This is a genomic window from Dictyobacter alpinus (assembly GCF_003967575.1).
Lineage (GTDB): Bacteria > Chloroflexota > Ktedonobacteria > Ktedonobacterales > Ktedonobacteraceae > Dictyobacter > Dictyobacter alpinus.
The window spans coordinates 5,076,337-5,094,129 of record NZ_BIFT01000001.1 but is presented as its reverse complement, the minus strand read 5'-3'; the positions used below and the strand labels follow the sequence as shown (position 1 = coordinate 5,094,129).

The 17,793-nt window shown below is 53.3% G+C and carries 20 protein-coding genes; 7 read left to right on the top strand and 13 right to left on the bottom strand.

The window, feature by feature from the left end; genetic code table 11:
• Positions 1 to 34: 34 nt before the first annotated feature.
• From nadE to EL633_RS20000, 6 genes are all read right to left on the bottom strand, one after another.
• Positions 35 to 877 (bottom strand): NAD(+) synthase, encoded by an 843-nt coding sequence (gene nadE / locus EL633_RS20025; protein WP_126628887.1) that lies wholly within the window; start codon positions 875 to 877, stop codon positions 35 to 37.
• A 274-nt stretch (positions 878 to 1,151) separates the two neighbouring features.
• On the bottom strand, positions 1,152 to 1,622 hold the full coding sequence (locus EL633_RS20020) for a hypothetical protein (protein WP_126628886.1): 471 nt from the start codon (positions 1,620 to 1,622) through the stop codon (positions 1,152 to 1,154).
• A gap of 48 nt (positions 1,623 to 1,670) precedes the next feature.
• Positions 1,671 to 2,207: a MarR family winged helix-turn-helix transcriptional regulator gene (locus EL633_RS20015; protein ID WP_161982275.1), complete on the bottom strand. Its 537-nt coding sequence runs from the start codon at positions 2,205 to 2,207 to the stop codon at positions 1,671 to 1,673.
• Positions 2,208 to 2,440: 233 nt separating this feature from the next.
• Positions 2,441 to 2,701: a hypothetical protein gene (locus tag EL633_RS20010; protein WP_126628884.1), complete on the bottom strand. Its 261-nt coding sequence runs from the start codon at positions 2,699 to 2,701 to the stop codon at positions 2,441 to 2,443.
• 52 nt (positions 2,702 to 2,753) lie between these two features.
• On the bottom strand, positions 2,754 to 3,485 hold the full coding sequence (locus tag EL633_RS20005) for an SDR family oxidoreductase (RefSeq protein ID WP_126628883.1): 732 nt from the start codon (positions 3,483 to 3,485) through the stop codon (positions 2,754 to 2,756).
• Between the two features lie 75 nt (positions 3,486 to 3,560).
• A complete protein-coding gene (locus EL633_RS20000) occupies positions 3,561 to 4,418 on the bottom strand; it encodes an AraC family transcriptional regulator (protein WP_126628882.1) in 858 nt (285 codons plus the stop codon).
• A gap of 293 nt (positions 4,419 to 4,711) precedes the next feature.
• Here EL633_RS20000 and EL633_RS19995 point away from each other — a divergent pair, with 293 nt between their 5' ends.
• Positions 4,712 to 5,158, top strand: coding sequence for a hypothetical protein (locus tag EL633_RS19995; RefSeq protein WP_126628881.1), 447 nt, complete (start codon positions 4,712 to 4,714; stop codon positions 5,156 to 5,158).
• Positions 5,159 to 5,198: 40 nt separating this feature from the next.
• On the opposite strand, the gene EL633_RS19990 is transcribed toward EL633_RS19995, so the two are convergent.
• The 5 genes from EL633_RS19990 to EL633_RS19970 all read right to left on the bottom strand — a co-directional run bounded on the left by EL633_RS19990 (position 5,199) and on the right by EL633_RS19970 (position 8,792).
• Positions 5,199 to 5,735, bottom strand: coding sequence for a GNAT family N-acetyltransferase (locus tag EL633_RS19990; protein WP_126628880.1), 537 nt, complete (start codon positions 5,733 to 5,735; stop codon positions 5,199 to 5,201).
• Positions 5,736 to 5,830: 95 nt separating this feature from the next.
• Positions 5,831 to 6,118, bottom strand: coding sequence for an antibiotic biosynthesis monooxygenase family protein (locus EL633_RS19985; protein ID WP_126628879.1), 288 nt, complete (start codon positions 6,116 to 6,118; stop codon positions 5,831 to 5,833).
• A 112-nt stretch (positions 6,119 to 6,230) separates the two neighbouring features.
• Positions 6,231 to 7,046, bottom strand: coding sequence for a helix-turn-helix domain-containing protein (locus EL633_RS19980; protein ID WP_126628878.1), 816 nt, complete (start codon positions 7,044 to 7,046; stop codon positions 6,231 to 6,233).
• A 231-nt stretch (positions 7,047 to 7,277) separates the two neighbouring features.
• Positions 7,278 to 7,610, bottom strand: coding sequence for a YtxH domain-containing protein (locus EL633_RS19975; protein ID WP_161982274.1), 333 nt, complete (start codon positions 7,608 to 7,610; stop codon positions 7,278 to 7,280).
• Between the two features lie 282 nt (positions 7,611 to 7,892).
• Positions 7,893 to 8,792, bottom strand: coding sequence for an NAD-dependent epimerase/dehydratase family protein (locus EL633_RS19970; RefSeq protein ID WP_126628876.1), 900 nt, complete (start codon positions 8,790 to 8,792; stop codon positions 7,893 to 7,895).
• A 549-nt stretch (positions 8,793 to 9,341) separates the two neighbouring features.
• Here EL633_RS19970 and EL633_RS19965 point away from each other — a divergent pair.
• Together EL633_RS19965 and EL633_RS19960 are read left to right on the top strand one after the other, a co-directional pair.
• Positions 9,342 to 9,830, top strand: coding sequence for a response regulator transcription factor (locus tag EL633_RS19965; RefSeq protein ID WP_126628875.1), 489 nt, complete (start codon positions 9,342 to 9,344; stop codon positions 9,828 to 9,830).
• Positions 9,831 to 9,858: 28 nt separating this feature from the next.
• Complete coding sequence (locus EL633_RS19960; RefSeq protein WP_126628874.1) at positions 9,859 to 10,047, top strand: hypothetical protein; 189 nt, start codon at positions 9,859 to 9,861, stop codon at positions 10,045 to 10,047.
• Between the two features lie 64 nt (positions 10,048 to 10,111).
• Here the strand turns inward: EL633_RS19960 and EL633_RS19955 are convergent, their stop codons facing one another.
• Positions 10,112 to 10,360 carry a hypothetical protein gene (locus EL633_RS19955; RefSeq protein ID WP_126628873.1) on the bottom strand — a complete coding sequence of 83 codons (249 nt, stop codon included), beginning with the start codon at positions 10,358 to 10,360 and terminating at the stop codon, positions 10,112 to 10,114.
• A 639-nt stretch (positions 10,361 to 10,999) separates the two neighbouring features.
• On the opposite strand from EL633_RS19955, the gene EL633_RS19950 reads away from it, so the two are divergent.
• Positions 11,000 to 12,046: an FTR1 family iron permease gene (locus tag EL633_RS19950; RefSeq protein ID WP_218027525.1), complete on the top strand. Its 1,047-nt coding sequence runs from the start codon at positions 11,000 to 11,002 to the stop codon at positions 12,044 to 12,046.
• Here the strand turns inward: EL633_RS19950 and EL633_RS36635 are convergent.
• Positions 12,043 to 12,213, bottom strand: coding sequence for a hypothetical protein (locus EL633_RS36635; RefSeq protein WP_161982273.1), 171 nt, complete (start codon positions 12,211 to 12,213; stop codon positions 12,043 to 12,045). The genes EL633_RS19950 and EL633_RS36635 overlap by 4 nt on opposite strands.
• 193 nt (positions 12,214 to 12,406) lie before the next feature.
• On the opposite strand from EL633_RS36635, the gene EL633_RS19945 reads away from it, so the two are divergent.
• The 3 genes from EL633_RS19945 to EL633_RS19935 all read left to right on the top strand — a co-directional run bounded on the left by EL633_RS19945 (position 12,407) and on the right by EL633_RS19935 (position 17,671).
• On the top strand, positions 12,407 to 13,114 hold the full coding sequence (locus tag EL633_RS19945) for a CBS domain-containing protein (protein WP_126628872.1): 708 nt from the start codon (positions 12,407 to 12,409) through the stop codon (positions 13,112 to 13,114).
• A gap of 23 nt (positions 13,115 to 13,137) precedes the next feature.
• Positions 13,138 to 15,144, top strand: coding sequence for an acetoin utilization protein AcuC (locus EL633_RS19940; protein WP_126628871.1), 2,007 nt, complete (start codon positions 13,138 to 13,140; stop codon positions 15,142 to 15,144).
• 139 nt (positions 15,145 to 15,283) lie between these two features.
• On the top strand, positions 15,284 to 17,671 hold the full coding sequence (locus EL633_RS19935; RefSeq protein WP_126628870.1) for a S9 family peptidase: 2,388 nt from the start codon (positions 15,284 to 15,286) through the stop codon (positions 17,669 to 17,671).
• Positions 17,672 to 17,793: the final 122 nt, after the last annotated feature.

Genomic DNA, 17,793 nt, shown 5'->3' with positions numbered 1-17,793 from the left:
TAAATATGGCTCGAAAAGGATAGGATGGAGAGTGTTACTTATCTCCATCCGTGTTCCACCAGCTATCGAACGGCGTAACGGGCAACTGGCGTTTATGTTCGGTGAGCTTAAAACGCTGTTCGATGCGCTGCGCTTCTTCAGCGGGAACCTCTCGCCCTTCGAGATAAGCGTCGATGATTGTATAACTGATGCCAAGCTCATGCTCATCGAGCTGCCCCGGCTTGTGATCCAGTAGATCAGCGGTCGGCAGTTTGTTGTATAGGCGCTCATCGGCCCCAAGATAATGCAATAATGAGCGCCCCTGTTGTTTCGTCAAGCCAGCCAATGGAGTCAGGTCTACTCCCCCATCGCCATACTTGGTGAAAAATCCGGACACAGCTTCGGCGGCATGATCGGTACCAACCACCAGGACATTGAACTGATTGGCAAAGCGGTAATGGACCGCCATCCGTTGCTGCGCCTTCTGGTTGCCCTTGTTATAATCGCTCATCTTCAGGCCCGTGGCGGCCTCGAACGAGGCGACCGCGCTATCGATGGCAGGTTTTATATTGATGTCATACGTCCTATCGGGCGCAATGAATTGCAGGGCGCGCTGCGCATCCTCTTCATCATGCTGGATACCATAAGGAAGTCGAAGAGCGATAAACACATAATCTTTGCCGGTTTGTTCACGCAAACCCTCTACCGCCAACTGGCACAAACGGCCAGCCAGACTTGAGTCCTGTCCACCCGAAATACTCAGCACAAAGCCGTTCATATGCGCATACAACACATAGTCCTGTAAAAACTTCACCCGAAAAGCCACTTCTGCGGCCGGATCTATCAGCGCTTTTGTATGTAATGCCTCAATAATTTGCTCCTGTTGAGTGGTCGTCATCAAAAAAACTCCTCTCACAATGCAACCTGCTACCATTAGTACTGCCGAGGAACACAAAAAGATGTGCGACACCTTGATACGTTTCAGGAGCATTCTTCATGATCTCTTCTCCATCCATATCTATTGAAGGTGAGATGAGAAGTCTCGTCATCTCACGTCCCAACTTCTGCAAGCTCCAGGATCTCTTGCCATCCTCAGTGTGCCACAACAGAAACATGCCACAGGCCACGCGTGAAAAGCCCAGGCGCACGCCTGTAAGCGGCACACATCTCACTCAATGAGTAGCTAGCCTGAGTGCCACGGCAAGCAAGAAGCATGCAAAGGTCAGGACTGCTGCCCAGACACCCACAATATGGAAGCGCTCCGCATAGGTGACTTGCGCCTTCCAATCCTGGGGAGGCGCGTCCAACGCCCAGTCGACCGTGGCACTGTTGATCGGGACGGTACCGATAACCCGGATCACGATCCAGATCAACAGTGCCACCACAGCTACGCATCGGAACACAAAGCCGGGCATAGTGGTGTTGAGAAACGTCAGGCCGATCCCTAAAATGGCCGCCGGTGCAAAAAAGGCGGGGACCAGCACACGCAGCTTGATTACTAGTGCTTTACGGAACTGAAGCTGTGAATGGTCGGAAAGCTGCTCGGCGGGCTCGCGTACCCCGTAATGGATCACGAACTCGATGCCAGCCAGCATTCCGGCGAAGAACACATTCATGAGGTCAAGGACAGTCATAACAGTCATGATTCTTGTTTTCCTTTCATCGCTTACCTCTTACAAGCAGTTAAAAACTTACTCCTTTGTGTCTTCACCGTCCTTCATCACGAGCTTTGGGAGAGAACCAAAGCGATCGCCCGCACCTCCTCCGACTTCAGCGGCGTTCGTAATGAGTTGTTGGAGGTGGGCCAGGAAACGATCCATCTCCCCTTCGGAAAATCCTCTTTTCAGGCTTTGCTCGAAGTGCTCCACCGAGGAAACGAGCGTCAGTGAGATGTCTCGACCCTCCTCCGTGAGATAGACTTTGACGACACGGCGATCTTCCCGGTCATGTCGCCGCTCCACCAGCCCAATCTGCTCCAGTCGCGTGATAATCCCTGTCACCGCTGGCGCATCAACACCACGCTTCTGACTCATGGTTCCGATGGTCATGCCATCCTGCACGAGCAACAACGCTAAGGCGCCCCACTGTGGAGGAGTGACGACATACGATTTGCCACGCTCCTGGCAATGGGCTCGCAGCACATCTGCGTAGGCAGCGGTGACCCAACGTTCAGCATAGAAAAGCCAATACGTGACCCGACCACGATTGTCTTCCAGAGGTAAATCCATACAGCTCCTTTCTGTGTAAACATTTTTCATAAAAATATTTTCCATGTTAATAATTAACATGGAAAATATATCTGATCTCTCATCGGTTGTCAAGACTTTGGTGGACGAATGTGGGGAGGCGTGCTTAAGGGCGAGGACAGAGTTCCTTTTTTGAGCACGTCAAGGTTAGTTACCTATGTTGCTACGGCAGACACGGCTGAAAACGTGGGACGAACCGCTGGCTCCCCGCCGCTTTAGCGCGCGGGAAGCTTTAGATGAAATGAGACATTATGTCTAGGAGGTCCGCAACTATTATTAGTGCGGCGCAGATCTTCTTCAAATGATGCAACGGAGGGTTTCCAGCCGAGAACTTGTTCCGCTCGCGTTGGGGATAGCCAGAAGCTTGGCGTTACCCCTCCACCGCAGCCATAGAGAATCCCTGCGCCGATGACGATCATGCCATGAACGCCTTGCTCAATCGCCTGATAAACGATCTGCTCGGGCGCTTGATGCATCGCCGCTGAAACACCTGCCTACTAACTCCAATTTCTAGTAAAGATATATTACTTAGATGACTGACAAACCGCCGTCAATGGGAAGAATGACGCCAGTGGTATATGTATTGGTCATCAAGAAGAGAAATCCCTGCGCCAGCTCCCCTGGCTCGCCCATATGCTGGACAGGCAGGTTTTCACGTGCCCATTGCTCTGATGAGGTGCGCTGTGCGGGCGATTGGGTGGCCCAGACTCCCGTATTCACTGTACCTGGCGCAACCACATTTACGCGAATAGGAGCCAGCTCTGCGGCCAGTGTACGTGCAAAAACAGCAACGGCACCGCTGGCTGCGGACATGACGGAGAGGCCTCCGCGGGATGGATTGAGGATAGAAACGCTAGATGTCAGGGTAATCGAGCCAGTTGCGGCAATGTGCGGAACGGCGGCACGCACCACAAAAAATGTACCCCAGAATTTCTCCATGCCGCGCTGCGCTACCTCTGTAGACATGGTGGCAAGCGGAGAAAAAAGCTGAGTTTCATCAGCAACGGCGGTCATCACGAGATGATCCAGAGAGCCAATCTGCGCAAAAAGCTGGTTCATCGATTGCTCGTCGAGCATATTGGCAGTCATGGTCTCAATATTACCCGTTATGCCTTGCCGCGCCTGAGCAAGTTTCTCTGCCGAGCGGCTAACCATAATGGTATGAGCATCGCGGGCAGCTACTTCGGCCGCCACGGCTCGTCCCATGCCAGAGCTTGCCCCAATTATCACAACAGTTTTTCCGGTAAGTTCAGTACTCATATTTTTCTCTTTTATGAAAGCATATTCAGGCACATCTGTATTCCCTCTCTCTACTAGTTCGTACCTGTACTTTTATTATTGTACACTTGCTTTGAACTGTCTAGGCAAATCTTGCGCAACCTGGTATTGGGCTGGGGTGACGCCCACGAGGCGTTTGAAGTAGCGTCCAAAGCGACTTTGATCGTAAAAGCCTGTTTTTTGAACGACCTGGGCAATGGATACGCCATGAGCTAAGAGGAATTTTGCCCGTTCGACCCGTACCTGAAGATGATAAGCGTATGGAGAGAGCCCAACGTGTCGACGAAATAGATGAGCGAGATGATATGGACTTACCCCCGCCACTTGCGCCAGGTCCTCCAGGCGAACTCCATATGAATTAGTCTCATGCAGGAAGGCACGGACGCGTTGCACTGCTTCTGGTGCTGAAGGGATGTTACGAAGGGTCACACGATTTTGCGCGGTGTGAGTGAGAAGGGTTGTCAAAAAATCACTGAGTTGGATCTCATATTGCAGTGGTTCGCCTCCGTACTCCAGAGATCTTGTTAGCGACCGAAATAAGCCTATCAAATTATCATCCACAAGAATTGGATTGGGAAAGAAAGGCTCATTCACGTTGTGACGCATCACGTCTTCAGCTACCTTCTGAAAGAGAGAAGGACGTAGATAGATGAGATGATAGGAGGTCTGAGGAGGTCGCGCCTCTGCATCCCAGGTCGCATGGACCTCTCCAGGATGCATGAGGCTCAGTTGCCCCCTCGCAACAGTGTGCGATGCCCCCCGATAGCGATATACGCAAGCCGCTTCCAGGCTTAAACAGAGTTGATAGTCATCATGGGCATGAGGAGCCACTACTTCAGGCGAGCCGGGTGTACACACATAACGCTCAACCAGGAACTGAGGATAAGGCCAAACAGTCACAGTATGCTTGTCCATGGCATGCTTTCTCCTGTAAGTAATTCTTATTGTACTAAATCAAAGGCCCCTATGAGCATTCCTTCGGGCTCTTCGAGCTTGAGATATTTCTGCTCTGCTGACTCTTTGAGCACTCGTAGGCTTCCTGAAAATTTCTCCCTTCTTTTTCTGTCGTGCTCTTAGTTTACCAGCTTTTCTCAAAGTAATGAGTAGTCACCTTTTTTCGCCGGAAACGTTGTTAGATAATTTTTAGGGGGTATACTAAGATGAGGATATATATCGACCAGGTGCTAGATAGACAAGGAGTGTCATTCATGAGCAATCCTTCAACCAGGTCACAAGTAGGTGATCCTGGGACAGATCAAGCAGGCGGGCGCGTTCCTCTGTGGGTGTCCATCGTGGTCATCCTCGGGGCACTGTTACTCCTGACCGGTGCCATCATCAGTAAGGTAGATCCTACGTTCCTGACAAATGGGAGTCCCATGACAGAGGCGGCACGGGTCTATGCGGACTATATGTTTGCCCGCAATCTCGCGCTCGCGCTGATATTGCTTCTTTGCCTTGCGATCAGGGCGCGAAAGATGTTGGCCGGCCTTATGGTCCTGATCGCCCTCATTCAAATTATTGATGTCGCAGACGATCTAGCTCGTGAAGCATTTCTGCTCGCTCCAGGCTTGCTCGTCTTCGCCGTCGTATTCCTGCTTGGCGCGTGGCGACTGTTTGGACAGGCAATCTGGCACGTCAATGCCTGGCGCGATTGAAGAATCATATACTTAAATAAAGAGCTTTTGTGCATCCGCACTAGTTACCTGTAGAAAGTTCCAGACGCCAATCATTGCAGCGCATGAAACTGCCCCTGGGATACTCGAACTCGCATTCCTCGATAAGGGTAAATCCCAGTTTCCGGCAGACGGCGTTGGATGATGGGTTGTGAATAGATGGGAAGGCGTGCAAAGACCGATACGTGCCGTCCGGCTGGACAATGGCAAGAACCTGGGCAACCGCTGCGCTGGCGATACCTTGTCCCTGGAACGCGGGAAGGACCGACCATCCCATCTCATAGATATTCTCTCCATGATGGGTAGTATCCCAGTAACCAACTGAGCCAACTGCCTCGCCCGTGGCCTCGTAAACAATCTTGAACATCTGGCCCTTGCCATCAGGCGTGAGCCGCTCGTAGCGGGCCTGGCGCTTGACAAGCTGTTCGTCACTCTCGGGACCGCCAAGGTGTTCGGTCATCGCTGGATCACCCAGCAGTTTCTTCAACAGTGGAAGGTCGCCTTCGCCCCACGGCTCGATACGCACAGTGCTGCGATAAAATATGTCGCTCTCAGTCATGCCAAATTCCTTTTCGGTACCATCACGATGTTCACGTAGCAGATGCCATACTATGGAGAAGGCTCCGCTATATATCCCATAGCGGAGCCGATTGGTTAGGAGAGAACCTGGCCGTTATAGTAAGTGACCGAGCCGGGCTGCGAATCTTCGCGGCTGGCTCCACCATGATGCTGCTTGAAGAGATCATTTTTGGTGTACTCATCAAGATCTTCTTTGGATTCCCAGCGTGAGATTGCCAGGATGCTGTTATCATCGGCAGTCCACAGCTCAAGACCTAAAAAGCCTTTGAACTGCTTCATAGCCGGGGCAGCATGCTCAAAGCCTTTGATGACCATTGGCTGCTTGTCTGCTGGAACGTTGACTTTATTGACCGCTATAAACATAGAAATATACTCCTTAATTTTTCTAGTCACATATGACTCTATGTATTAAAGCATATTCTGTCGCGTTTAGTCAAATTTGACTAAACGCGGAATTATAGCGGTCGCCGCTCATTTAGAGTAGGGGAAGTCCCATTACTAGCGGCGGATCGGTGAGACGGGCCGGACGGAGCGTGAGGTCTGAGATGCCGCAAATATGCCCGTTGTGGATGATCAGTGGGCTTGAGTTCTTGGCCACCAGCTGCTTTTCGCCAGGCGATAAATAGGCTTGAGGATTCGATGCCATCGGGAACGCGGCCGAGAGCAGATAATAGACACCATCAGGAACGTTGGTCAGCAAATATGAGCCGGGAGCGTTGAGTCTGGTACAACGCACGGGCGCGCCCTGCGGCAGCGGCCGGCGGAAGAGGCCCACATAGATCACACCTCGGAAGTTCGCGGGCGCAGTAATCGAACCATACAAAGTCGATGGAGCACTAATCAGGTCCTGCGGATGTTCAGATAACAGACTGACGGAGCGGGTCGCTTCCTCAAGAGGATCGACATCAAATTGATGGGAGCGCTGGCGCAGCATACGTGGGGACAGGCCGACGGCTTGCGCGAAGCGGGAAGTAAATGAGCCAGTGCTGGTATAGCCAACCTCGAAACAAATATCGGTAACACTGAGTGGCGTCGTTAAAAGGAGGCGGCGAGCCTTCTGCAAACGGAGCGCAGATAGAAATTCTCCAGGCGGAATACCAATCAGACGACGAAAGACGCGATTAAAATGGTAGGGACTCAAGCAAGCGACCGAAGCAAGATCTTCTAATGTCAACAATTCGTGAAGATGGCTATGCATGACCTGGATAGCTCCCTGAACGGCCTGCATATGGGCCGTGAAGGTCACATGACTTCCGACGTCTTCACTGACAATGGGCGGCATTATTTGCATAGTGGATCCTCTCCTCTACAAGTAATCATTCTTCCCCCACCCATTCTTTTTTACCTGTACTTAAACGGTAACAATACAAGCCAGTACTAAAAAAAGATCTGATAGAGAATCCTTCATGCTTCACCCGCCCCCTTCCCGCACAAAACAAGTAACGAGAAAAAAAGATGCTCAAAACTATAAGAAGAGCAGCCGGGACCGTATATGGTCCTGGCTGCTCTTGTGTGGATAATGCTAGTAGTTTGTGCGGTTAAAGGTGTCTGGGCGTAGCGGATCTTCGGTTGAGTTGGTTCGTGGCTGCGCATTGGACCAGTTTGTGCTGATAGGATTGCCAGCATGGTCGCGCATACGTGCATCATCACGACGGACACCAAATTCTTGCGTCCTCTGCTGCACCCCGTCGCTTACTTTTTGCTTGAGCTGCATCAGGGTATCGCTCTTTTCGGCGGATCCACGTAGCGCCTGAATGCGATCATTAAGGATAGCGCGCGTTTCGTTGCCCTTTTTGGGAGCAAGCAACAAGGCAATACCAATACCTACCAGTACGCCATTAGTAAAATTCCCCATAGCCATTTTCCTTTCTACCTATCAATAGGATCGTGAATTTCCTATACATCGAGGCTAAAAAATTTCTGGAATGGACAGCATAGGGATAGCACGCAGTCATATATAAAAAAGTTGCAGGTTTGGCTTTACAGCACTCGGACGCTAAAGCGCCCATGCTTCTTTTAAATGTAGTGTGAAATTGTGCGCAATGCGCACAATTTCACACTACATTTAAAATCTTTTTTGCGCCAAAGGCGCGAAAACAATGCTACGTGAGCTATGGATTTCATGGGCATCAAGCACTTAATCAGTCAGGCGGTAGCGTGGTGTATAGCCGAAGGTCTGGTGGGCTTTTTTGTTGGAGAGGAGAGATTCGCGTCCCTGGAGGGGGCGCGTCAGGACTGAGAGCAGGTCGGGGCGAAAGCGTTCGAGTAGTTCCATGGTGGGTTCAAGGCGGCTGGTGTCGGAGGCACAGATGGTGTAGGCTCCGTAGCCTGGCAGGTCGCTGGCCTCCAAAGCGAGCGTAATTCCCTCAACCACATCGCAGATATGTACCCAGCTAAAAAGATCTTTGTCCCAGTGGAGGGTCGGACTGTGATCTTCACGGACGCGCTGATACACTTCATCGGTCCAGACGCCGGTGAAGCGCAGGGCGGCGGTTGTGATGCCATAGCTACGATGGAAGGCGGCGCAGGTCTCTTCGTTGACCAGTTTGCTCAGGCTATAAGGATCATCGGGCACCGGTTCAACGCTCTCATCCAGGGGCAGGCGCGCATAGAGCGCGGGTTTCTCGTTCAGACGCCAGTAGAAAGTGCCGAAGGCATTCACGCTGGAGGCCGCGATTACGCGCCGCACGCCAGCTTTACGCGCCTCATCAAACAGGATAAAGGTACCCAGTGCGTTCGTGCGAAAAATATTCACACCTTCAGCCGGATTTCCATGCGGGATACCACCCAGATGCACAATCGCGTCTACGTCGCGCACAGCTTCAGCTACTATCTCGGGATTCGCAATATCGCCACGCAGAAAGGGCCAATCAAGCTTTAGCGCCTTACGTACAGGAGGATAGATCCAGGGACTGGAAATCGGAACTGACGCGGGATCGCCAATATCCATCAAACGTAGCTCATGTCCTGCCTGCCCCAGATACTCGGTCAACGACCGACCAATCATGCCAAGCGCACCAGTAATCAATACTTTCATCCGCTAAGAATCCTTTTATGCTAAGCTAACCCTACACTCCTCCAGGGTGTAGCCGCCTGGATGCAGCGCATAAACACCATTTGAGGAAAACACATACAGAACAATCTCGCTGGCAACTGCATCTACTATCCCACGCTGGATCGAGTATTGATGGAGTTCTATAGAAGAAGTAATATATAGGATCGCAATCATCATTGAGGCAATTTATACTACTAATAACGCAAGTATACAAATCAGCGCTCTCTTTGTCAATATATGCCGGAGGGAGAATAAATACATGTATTACCTGAATAAAATTTCAGGCTGTAAATAAATCACAGCGGCAAAGCGTTCATGCCCGATAGACTAGGAAAACTGAAGAATATTAACGATTTTCACACGGATTTCACACAGCGGCCGCAATCTTCACGCCTTCCTCACGCATTATCGGGTAAGCTGTGCTTAGAGGAAAAGAGCACAACAAGGGAGACGTTGGCTCATTACTCCGTCGCACCGGCGACGAATGACAAGCCAGCTGTCAGGTAAGCTAGCGGAAGCAGGACGCCCGTCATGCATGACTACAGTGCTGCACACAATCCGTCGGATCGCGACTCGACGCCAATAATCATGGAAGTTGTAGAGCCTGTTCATCTCGCAGATGGAGGGCATAAACGTAACTATTCTATCCTGGTGGTTGAAGATGATCCTACGCTCGCCGCATTGGAAGCTGATACATTAACGACCCTTGGTTATACCGTCGTCTCTGTACATAGTGGTGAGCATGCAATCACTTCTCTCCATTCCGTAGTTCCCGATCTCGTAGTGCTTGACCTTGAACTCACAGGAGAAATCCATGGCTGGGATGTATTGCAAGCATTGCGCTCCATTGCACCCATCATACCAGTCCTGATCACCTCGAGTTCAGTCACCAGCGCTCGTCAATACATGCGCGACCGTGGAGAGACGCGCCTGACTTTAGACCATTTACCGAAGCCGTACCCTTTACAGGCACTTCTAAAGCGCATTCAACGCATGTTGCCAATCTCACCTACCCACTAATTCTGCTTAATCCCAAAGGAGGCAAGATATGGACCGCTACGAAGATCGCGATATTCTACGTAAAGGTGGATTTGCTGAAAATGAGGTTGTTCAACTAAGTAAGCTTCGTAAGGATTACACCGATAAAGAGAAAAACCGGAATCAGGTCGCCAATCGCCGCATGGAATTTATTCGCTGGCTCGTCTCCACCGGCAAACTTACCGACCAGATAGCCTAGAACCATAAAGAAAAAGCGGCGACCATTAAATGATGGTCGCCGCCACTTTTTTGTATGGCTTAAATTAAGATGGCTCCCGACCAGGATACCGCACAATGATACCTTCCTCATCGCCAAAAGAAGAAACAACCTGCATCTCCTGAAGCTGCCGAGGCGAGGGAAGCTTAGAAACAGCACCCATAATGCGCGCAACCATATCTGCCGGCGGATTAAACTGCTCTAATTGGCTAAAGACACGATCAACATCTGCAAATTCATCATCTTCATCAAAGTCATCGTCTTCAATAAAGTTGAAAGGTGAAACATTCTGCATATGTATTCCCTCAATTATCATTTGTATAGGTCATGTGTATATCTACGGACAATCCACACAAATGGTTTCAGTTTTTTCCAAGCTTTCTTATCTAATTCTTGGGAAATGTATGATTTTCTCAGCAAATCATAAGCTATTTTCAGGTAAATTACAAGTCGTGGAACGCCCTATTTGTTTATCAGGGGTGACACCAGTAAAGTATTCGTAGTTTATACCCTAAATTTTTTCTATGGACAAGACATATCTACCGTGCTCCGCCCCCATGATAGGCTGCTTGCAGCGCTGATTCGTGCTGGAAAAAAGTACTATAATTCTTTTACAGGTTTGAATTCTTTTATATGTTTGCGTGGTATATGTGTTCTCGAAAATGGCGAGCGGTGCTCGCCATTTTCGAGAACACATATAATGTTGGGCACTTTAGTGCCCGAGTGTGGGCAAGAGATGGATAATCCACACCAAAAATGCACGCATTATTTCTCTTCCTCTTGACAAAAGTATTAGGCTGCCCTAATATCTTAGTAGTTAAGTCGGATATTAATCCAGCCTAATATTTTCAAGAACGTAAGCAGATAATTTTTATGGGGGGAGGCAAAGAATGCGCTCACTCCGGTTACGATAGAAAGGATTTGATCCGTGAGGATGATGCTCTCTTCAAAGATAGCGCGGCCCACCCTCCTTGCAGGACGTATTTTGCTCATTATTGGAGCAGTAATAGTTGCAGTAGTTCTGGTCTGGCAGGGTGTTGTGGCATCTGGTAATCCCAATCCAACGGCGGCCCGCATTAGTCCAGAGGCGGCAATTGTAAATACTGGCATTCTGGTTTTCCGTGAGGGACTGGAATGCATTCTCGTGTTAATGGCAATTACGGCCAGTATGATGGGAAAAAACCAGAACTATCGCCGTCCAATCGCGATTGGCTCTGGCATTGGTTTTGGTGCCGTCATCCTGACCTGGTTCGCGGTCGTTGGTCTGCTGAGTGCGCTCTCCAACAATGTTTCCGCGCTCAATATTCAGGCCGCTACAGGACTGCTGGCGATCATTGTACTGCTGGTGATCATGAACTGGTTCTTCCACAAAATCTACTGGACCGGTTGGATCTCTATGCAGAATAAGCGCAAAAAAGAGTTACTGAGCCAGAAAAAAGAAGATGGCTCCTCGCAGTCCCGCCTGATGTCCGGATTGATCCTATTGGGATTTGCCTCGGTGTATCGTGAAGGCTTTGAGGTTGTGCTCTTCCTGCAAACGCTACGCTTACAGGTTGGATCCTTGATCGTGCTCTATGGCGTCTTAATTGGACTCGTTCTGACCGCTATCGTGGGCTCACTGACCTTTGTGCTGCATCATCGCCTACCCTACAAGAAAATGCTGGTCCTGACCGGCGTCATGCTGGGCGCGGTCCTGCTGGTCATGGTCGGCGAACAGGCTCAGGAGATGCAGTTGGCCCATTGGATTTCGACGACACCAGTCAACCTGCCAATACCCGAATGGATGGGACTCTGGTTCGCGATCTTCCCCACGGTCGAGACATTGGTGGCCCAGGCTCTGGCCGGAATCGTGGTCATCGGTTCCTACTTCCTGGCTCGCTACCAGACCGTCTGGCAGCCACGCAAACGCGGCGAGACCCCGGCCCAGCGGCCCGAACAGCCTCCGGTCGCGACCCGGGAACCCTCAGAAGTTACTGCTTAGACAGACTTAACCCCAAAAGCGCCCCGTCCAAGACATCGACGGGGCGCCTCTTTTTCCCCATAATCACAACGTAGCGGCTGCCCTCGTGGCTGCGCACGTTCCCTCACGAGCGTAGCCGCCAGCACTTCGAGTGCACCTTCCTCCACGCCTCGCTCAGTGACAACCATCGTCCACATCCCCCTGTGACCTTATGATGCTGACCATTTTGCTCGATAGGAAAGGTGCGCAGCCACGGCGGCATATCATACGTGTACCGGTCGCAGGGACAAGCCCTGCCGGTACGATTAATGTGTTATGATAGTGATATAGCTCCATCTGGATTGGTTTGTTGCGCGGCTACACTACGGGGGAGACTGTGCCATGATTGTACGCGATATTATGTCTACGAAATTGACGACGGTCGAGCCTGGTGAGACGCTGGCCCATGCGGCCAATCTGTTTCGGCAGTATGGTTTTCATAATTTGCCGGTGACGCGCCGTGTGCATCGCACTGATGATAGCGGGACGCGTACGGTGCTGCTGACGTGTGAGGGTCTACTCTATTCACAGGATATTGATCTGGCGGCGGCAGTCTCTCAGAATGAGGGCAATGGACAGCCCTGGCAGGAGCGGCTGGTGGTTGAGCTGATGCATAGCGCGGCGGTCCGGGTGACGCCCTCAGCGAGTGTGGCGGCGGCGGCACAGATTCTGGTTGAGCGTGGCCTTAGCTGCTTGCCGGTGGTAGAATATGCACCGATCGAAAATGAGACGCGAGCAATCCTGGTTGGCCTGCTGACGCGTAGCGATTTCTTGCTGGCACTCTCACGGTCAATGGGAGCCTTTGAGCCGGGGATGCAGCTTGATATCGTGCTCCCCCATGGTGATATGACCCCCCTGGCCCGTGCCCTGTTACTGGCTAGCGAGCTACGTGTCCATATCCGCAGCGTCCAGGCGGCCCCACGCAGCGATGGCACCGTTGAGCTCGCGACACTGCGCCTCGGCACCATTAATCCTATGCCCCTCTTACTACGGTTGAAAGAAGAAGGTATCGAATACTCGTTTGGTAGCCCATTTCTGGGGTCCAAATAGTCACAGAAAAGGCAGTGGAAAAGATGACAGAGCAATCCCAACCAGCCTCCAGCCCGCGTGCACGGCTCATATTTGATCCGCAGGAACTGCAATATAATTTTGGCGTGCAACATCCAATGGATCCCGGTCGTCTGCGAGCCATGGTCGATCTGCTGGGGAGTAGTGAGCTCTGGGACGCCAATAATCCACAGACCCGGCTTGACCTGCGTCCCGCGACCCTGGACGAGCTCGGCCTGATCCATGATCCCGCCTATCTGGCGGCCGTCCAGCAATTAAGTGTGCCGGCGGCGCCCACGATGAGTCCCGAGGAACTGGAGCAGCGGCGTACATTGGAGCAGCGCTATGGCTTTGGGGATAGCGATACGCCGGCGGTGCCGAATATGCATGAGGTGTCGGCGGTGATTGCGGGCGGCTCGCTGGTGGCGCTTAGCGCGGTGATGGGGCTGCCCGAGGGGGGCATCTTTGCCTCCGAGGAGGAGCGCCCCCTGCATGTCTTCCATCCTCAAGGCGGCCTGCACCATGCCTGGTCGGACCGGGCTTCGGGCTTCTGTGTATATAATGATGCCGCCGTGGCCATCGCCCATGTCCTGCAGGCCAGCGAGGCCAAGATCCTGTATATCGATTTTGACGCCCACCATGGTGATGGCGTGCAGCGCGCCTTCTACGATGATCCACGCGTCATGACCATCTCGATCCATGAGACCGGTCGCTACCTGTTTCCTGGTAGCGGCGATGTGCTAGAGATGGGAAATGGCAGTGGCCGTGGCTATTCCGTCAATGTGCCGCTGGAGCCATTTACTGAGGACGATAGCTATATCGAGACCATGGATCCCCTGCTCTCACAGCTCGTGACCGCCTTTGCGCCGGATGTGATTGTGACCGAACATGGCTGCGATACCCATGCGTGGGATCCATTGACCCATCTCAGTTTGACTATGCGGGGTATTACGGCCCAGATCAAGCTGGCCCACCGGCTGGCCCATACCTACTGTAGTGGTCGCTGGGTCGCGCTCGGCGGTGGCGGCTATGCGCTTTATAGTGTGGTGCCGCGTGCCTGGAGTATCCTGTGGGCCGAGATGTCGGGACAGAAGGTACCGGAACGCTTGCCGGAGGATTGGCTTGAGCGCTGGCGCCCCCTCTGGGAGGCTGCGGTCGAGCGTGAGAAGCTGGGGCAGCAGATTATGGGCAAGGAGCTTAGTCCGCAGGAGTTTCCCACCACATTTCAGGATCGGCCCGAGCTATTTCCGCCGCAGCCACGGCGCTGGGATATCAACTATGCGAACCGCCAGACCGTGGGACAGGTGCGCCACTTCTTGATTCCATCCTCGATCCGGCAGGCCTTTCCGCTTGCGCGTAGACACTCGCCGCTCTCGGACCTGTTTGACCTGCTGCACCTTAACCGCAGTGACACGCCCTCGCGTATCCACACCCTGCAAACTGAGCGTGGACCCGTCATCCTGCGCGACTTCAGTCCGCCCTCGCTGGTGGAGCGCCTGCGGGCAGATAAAGGACTCTGCTCGTTTGCGCGCGTACCTGAGCGTGAACATCAACTATTACTCGACATCGCACGCAGCCCGGACTGCGCCCTCACCATTGCCCATACGCCCTCCGGCGTCATAGTCGGACAGGTCACTATAGCGCCCGCCGACGAATGGTGGAACGGGGTCGATAACCTCTACGAAGTCGCCATCGAGGTCAGTTCAGACTGGCGTGGTCTCAATATCGCCAAAGAGCTGCTGACCTTTTCCCTGGAGCTCGAAGCCAAGGAAGACATGATCTTCTTCGCCATCGGCCTCTCCTGGCACTGGGACGCCGAAGGACTCGGCATCTCCACGTTTCGCTATCGCGAGCTGATCAAGCATCTTTTCAGCACCCAGGGCTTTGTAGAATATTCCACCACCGAACCCAACGTTAGCATGGAGCTCGCCAACGTCCTCGTCGCCCGCATCGGCGACCGGGTCGACCAACGCGTCTCCCGCCAATTCCTCAACCACCTCATCCGCTCAAGCGGCTTCAACACCTTCCCCTGATCCCCCCAAAAGCGGCCGCTGGCCACCCGCCGCAGCGGAGTTCTCTGATCACAGGAGGATTTTTTAACCTTCCTTTTGGCCGATACGTATAACTTATTGAACGAATTTGTATCATTACGCACTGAAGGGATTTTGTTGTATGAGTACGCTAGAGAATGATGAATCAACCAGACAGCGACCACCGGCTGGAGCCAGGGCCGAGGAGGCTCCCGCTCAACAGCCAGCACAGACATCCCAGGAACCTGAAGCGACGGCTGAGGATCAACAGGAGCCGGCGATAACGACAACCGACGAGCATGAGACGGTCCAGCCTGACTCGACGGAAAAGGTTCAGCCCGCTCCCACTGACACAGCTCGGCCTGCTGCCCCGGCAGAGGGCGAGAAACAACCGTCTGAAGGCACCCAGGAAGGTGGAGATATCTATCTTAAACCTGCGGCAGATCAGGAAGAGCAAATCCCCAGCGCGCCATCAGCTTTGCCAGAGGAACAGGAACAGGCCGCGACAATTCAGGTGCCGGTCGAACAGTTTGCTCCGATACAGGCCAGTAATTCAGTCCCCCTGGCCGGTAGCATTCCGGTGGTGCCGCCGATGGAGATCGAGGACCTGCTCTCGCTTAAAGTGGCTTCTGATCCACAGATTTCGCCGGACGGTCGTTTGATCACGTATGTGTTGCTGGAATGTGATGATGAAGAAGATGCAACGCGTAGCGCGATCTGGCTGGTCGAGAGTGCCGGCGGCAAGCTGGCCGCCCCGCGTAAGTTGAGTAGCGGCGCCTACAATGATACAATGCCGCGCTGGTCGCCCGATGGACAATCTCTGGCCTTTTTAAGTAATCGTTCAGGCGTAGCGCAAATCTATCTCCTGACCCTCAATGGAGGCGAGGCCGAGCAGGTCAGCAATCTCAAGCAGGGGGTCAGCGAATATAGCTGGCATCCCAACGGGCAGATCTTGCTGGCCCATAGCGCCTGGAAGCCACAGGACGATCAGCCCGCCACGACCTCTGATCGGCTCTACACGATCTATACGCGCCTGGGCAGCCAGGCGGATGGCGTGGGCCATAATCATGGACGCCACCAGCAGCTCTGGCTGGTTCCGCTGAGTGGGAGCGCGATGCGCCTCACCTCCGAGCCGGTTGATCTGGTACAATCCTGCTGGTCACCCGATGGACAGGAAGTGGTCTTTTGCGCCAACCGCCGCGCCGATCCGGATCTCAGTGTGAGCATGGCCCTATGGGTCCTGACACTCTCGACCGGCATGATGCGCCGTCTGACCCCTGAGGAGGGACTGGCCCAGAAGCCATCCTGGTCCCCGGATGGGAGCCGCATCGCCTATCTCTACTCACCCGACCAGACCGAGTCCAGTAATATTTCTCCCTGGATTGTCAATGCCCAGACCGGCATGACGCAGTTGGCGGTTCCGGATGCACAGGACTTCACCTGTCAGGCCTGGATTATCGACGAGCTACGCAACGAATACCTGACCGCTCCACAATGGTATCCTGATAGTCAGGCCCTGCTGGTCCCGGTTCAGGAGCGCGGTCAGCTACACCTCTATCGACTGGACCTCGGCCAGCAACATAGTGAGCGCCTGACCACTGGCAATGGCCGCTATATCAGTCCACAGCTTAGCCGCAACGGCCAGTTGATCAGCATGGTGCGCGCCGACTGGTTTACGCCGGGCGATATCTGGTGTATGGCTGGTACTGGCAAGCAGCCTCGCAAGCTCACCCGTGTCAACGACGCCATCCTGCAAAGCCACCGCCTGACGCGTCCAAAGCGTATTAGCTGGAAAAGCTTTGATGGTCTAGAGATCGAGGGCTGGCTCTACCTGCCTCAACTGCCCGAGAACATCAAGGCCCCGCTGATACTGGCTCCCCATGGAGGTCCCTCGCTGGCATGGGGCGATAGCTATGTGCATGAATTCCAGGTCCTGGCGGGCAGTGGCTACGCGGTACTGGCCCCCAATCCACGCGGTAGCGCCGGTTATGGAGAGGATTTCTGTCGCCGCGTGCTCAACGACTGGGGTGGAGACGACTTCAAGGATCTGATGGCGGGCGTCGAGCATGTGATCGCCAGCGAGGCCATCGACGGCGGGCGGCTCGGCATCAGTGGACTCAGCTATGGCGGCTACATGACCAACTATGGAATTACGCAGACCACGCGCTTCAAAGCGGCCGTGAGTCGCAACGGCATCAGTTCGCTAATCAGTGCCGCGCAACTCTCGGATCAGGCACTCTGGTTCGACATGGCCATGTCCGACAAAAAACTGGCTGCCGAGCGCTCGGCCCTCACCCACCTGGACGCCATCCAGACGCCGCTCCTGCTCCTGCATAGCGCCGACGACCTGCGCTGCCCCTTCAGTGAATCCCAGCAACTCTTTGTCGCCCTGCGCAAACGCAAAAAGCCCGTCGAACTCGTCGCCTACCACAACACCAGCCACCTGCTCGACTGGCCCGGCATCGGCACTCCCAGCCAGCGCATCGACCGCCTGCACCGCACCATCCAATGGTACGACCGCTTCCTCTAAGATCCGTTAACAATGCGGCATCCTGTTGTATGGGATGCCGCAGTGTGCACAATACATCTCACGTAGCAATGTTTTAGATCCGACATAATCATGATCAGGAACGTTAACATGGGGCAAGGAGA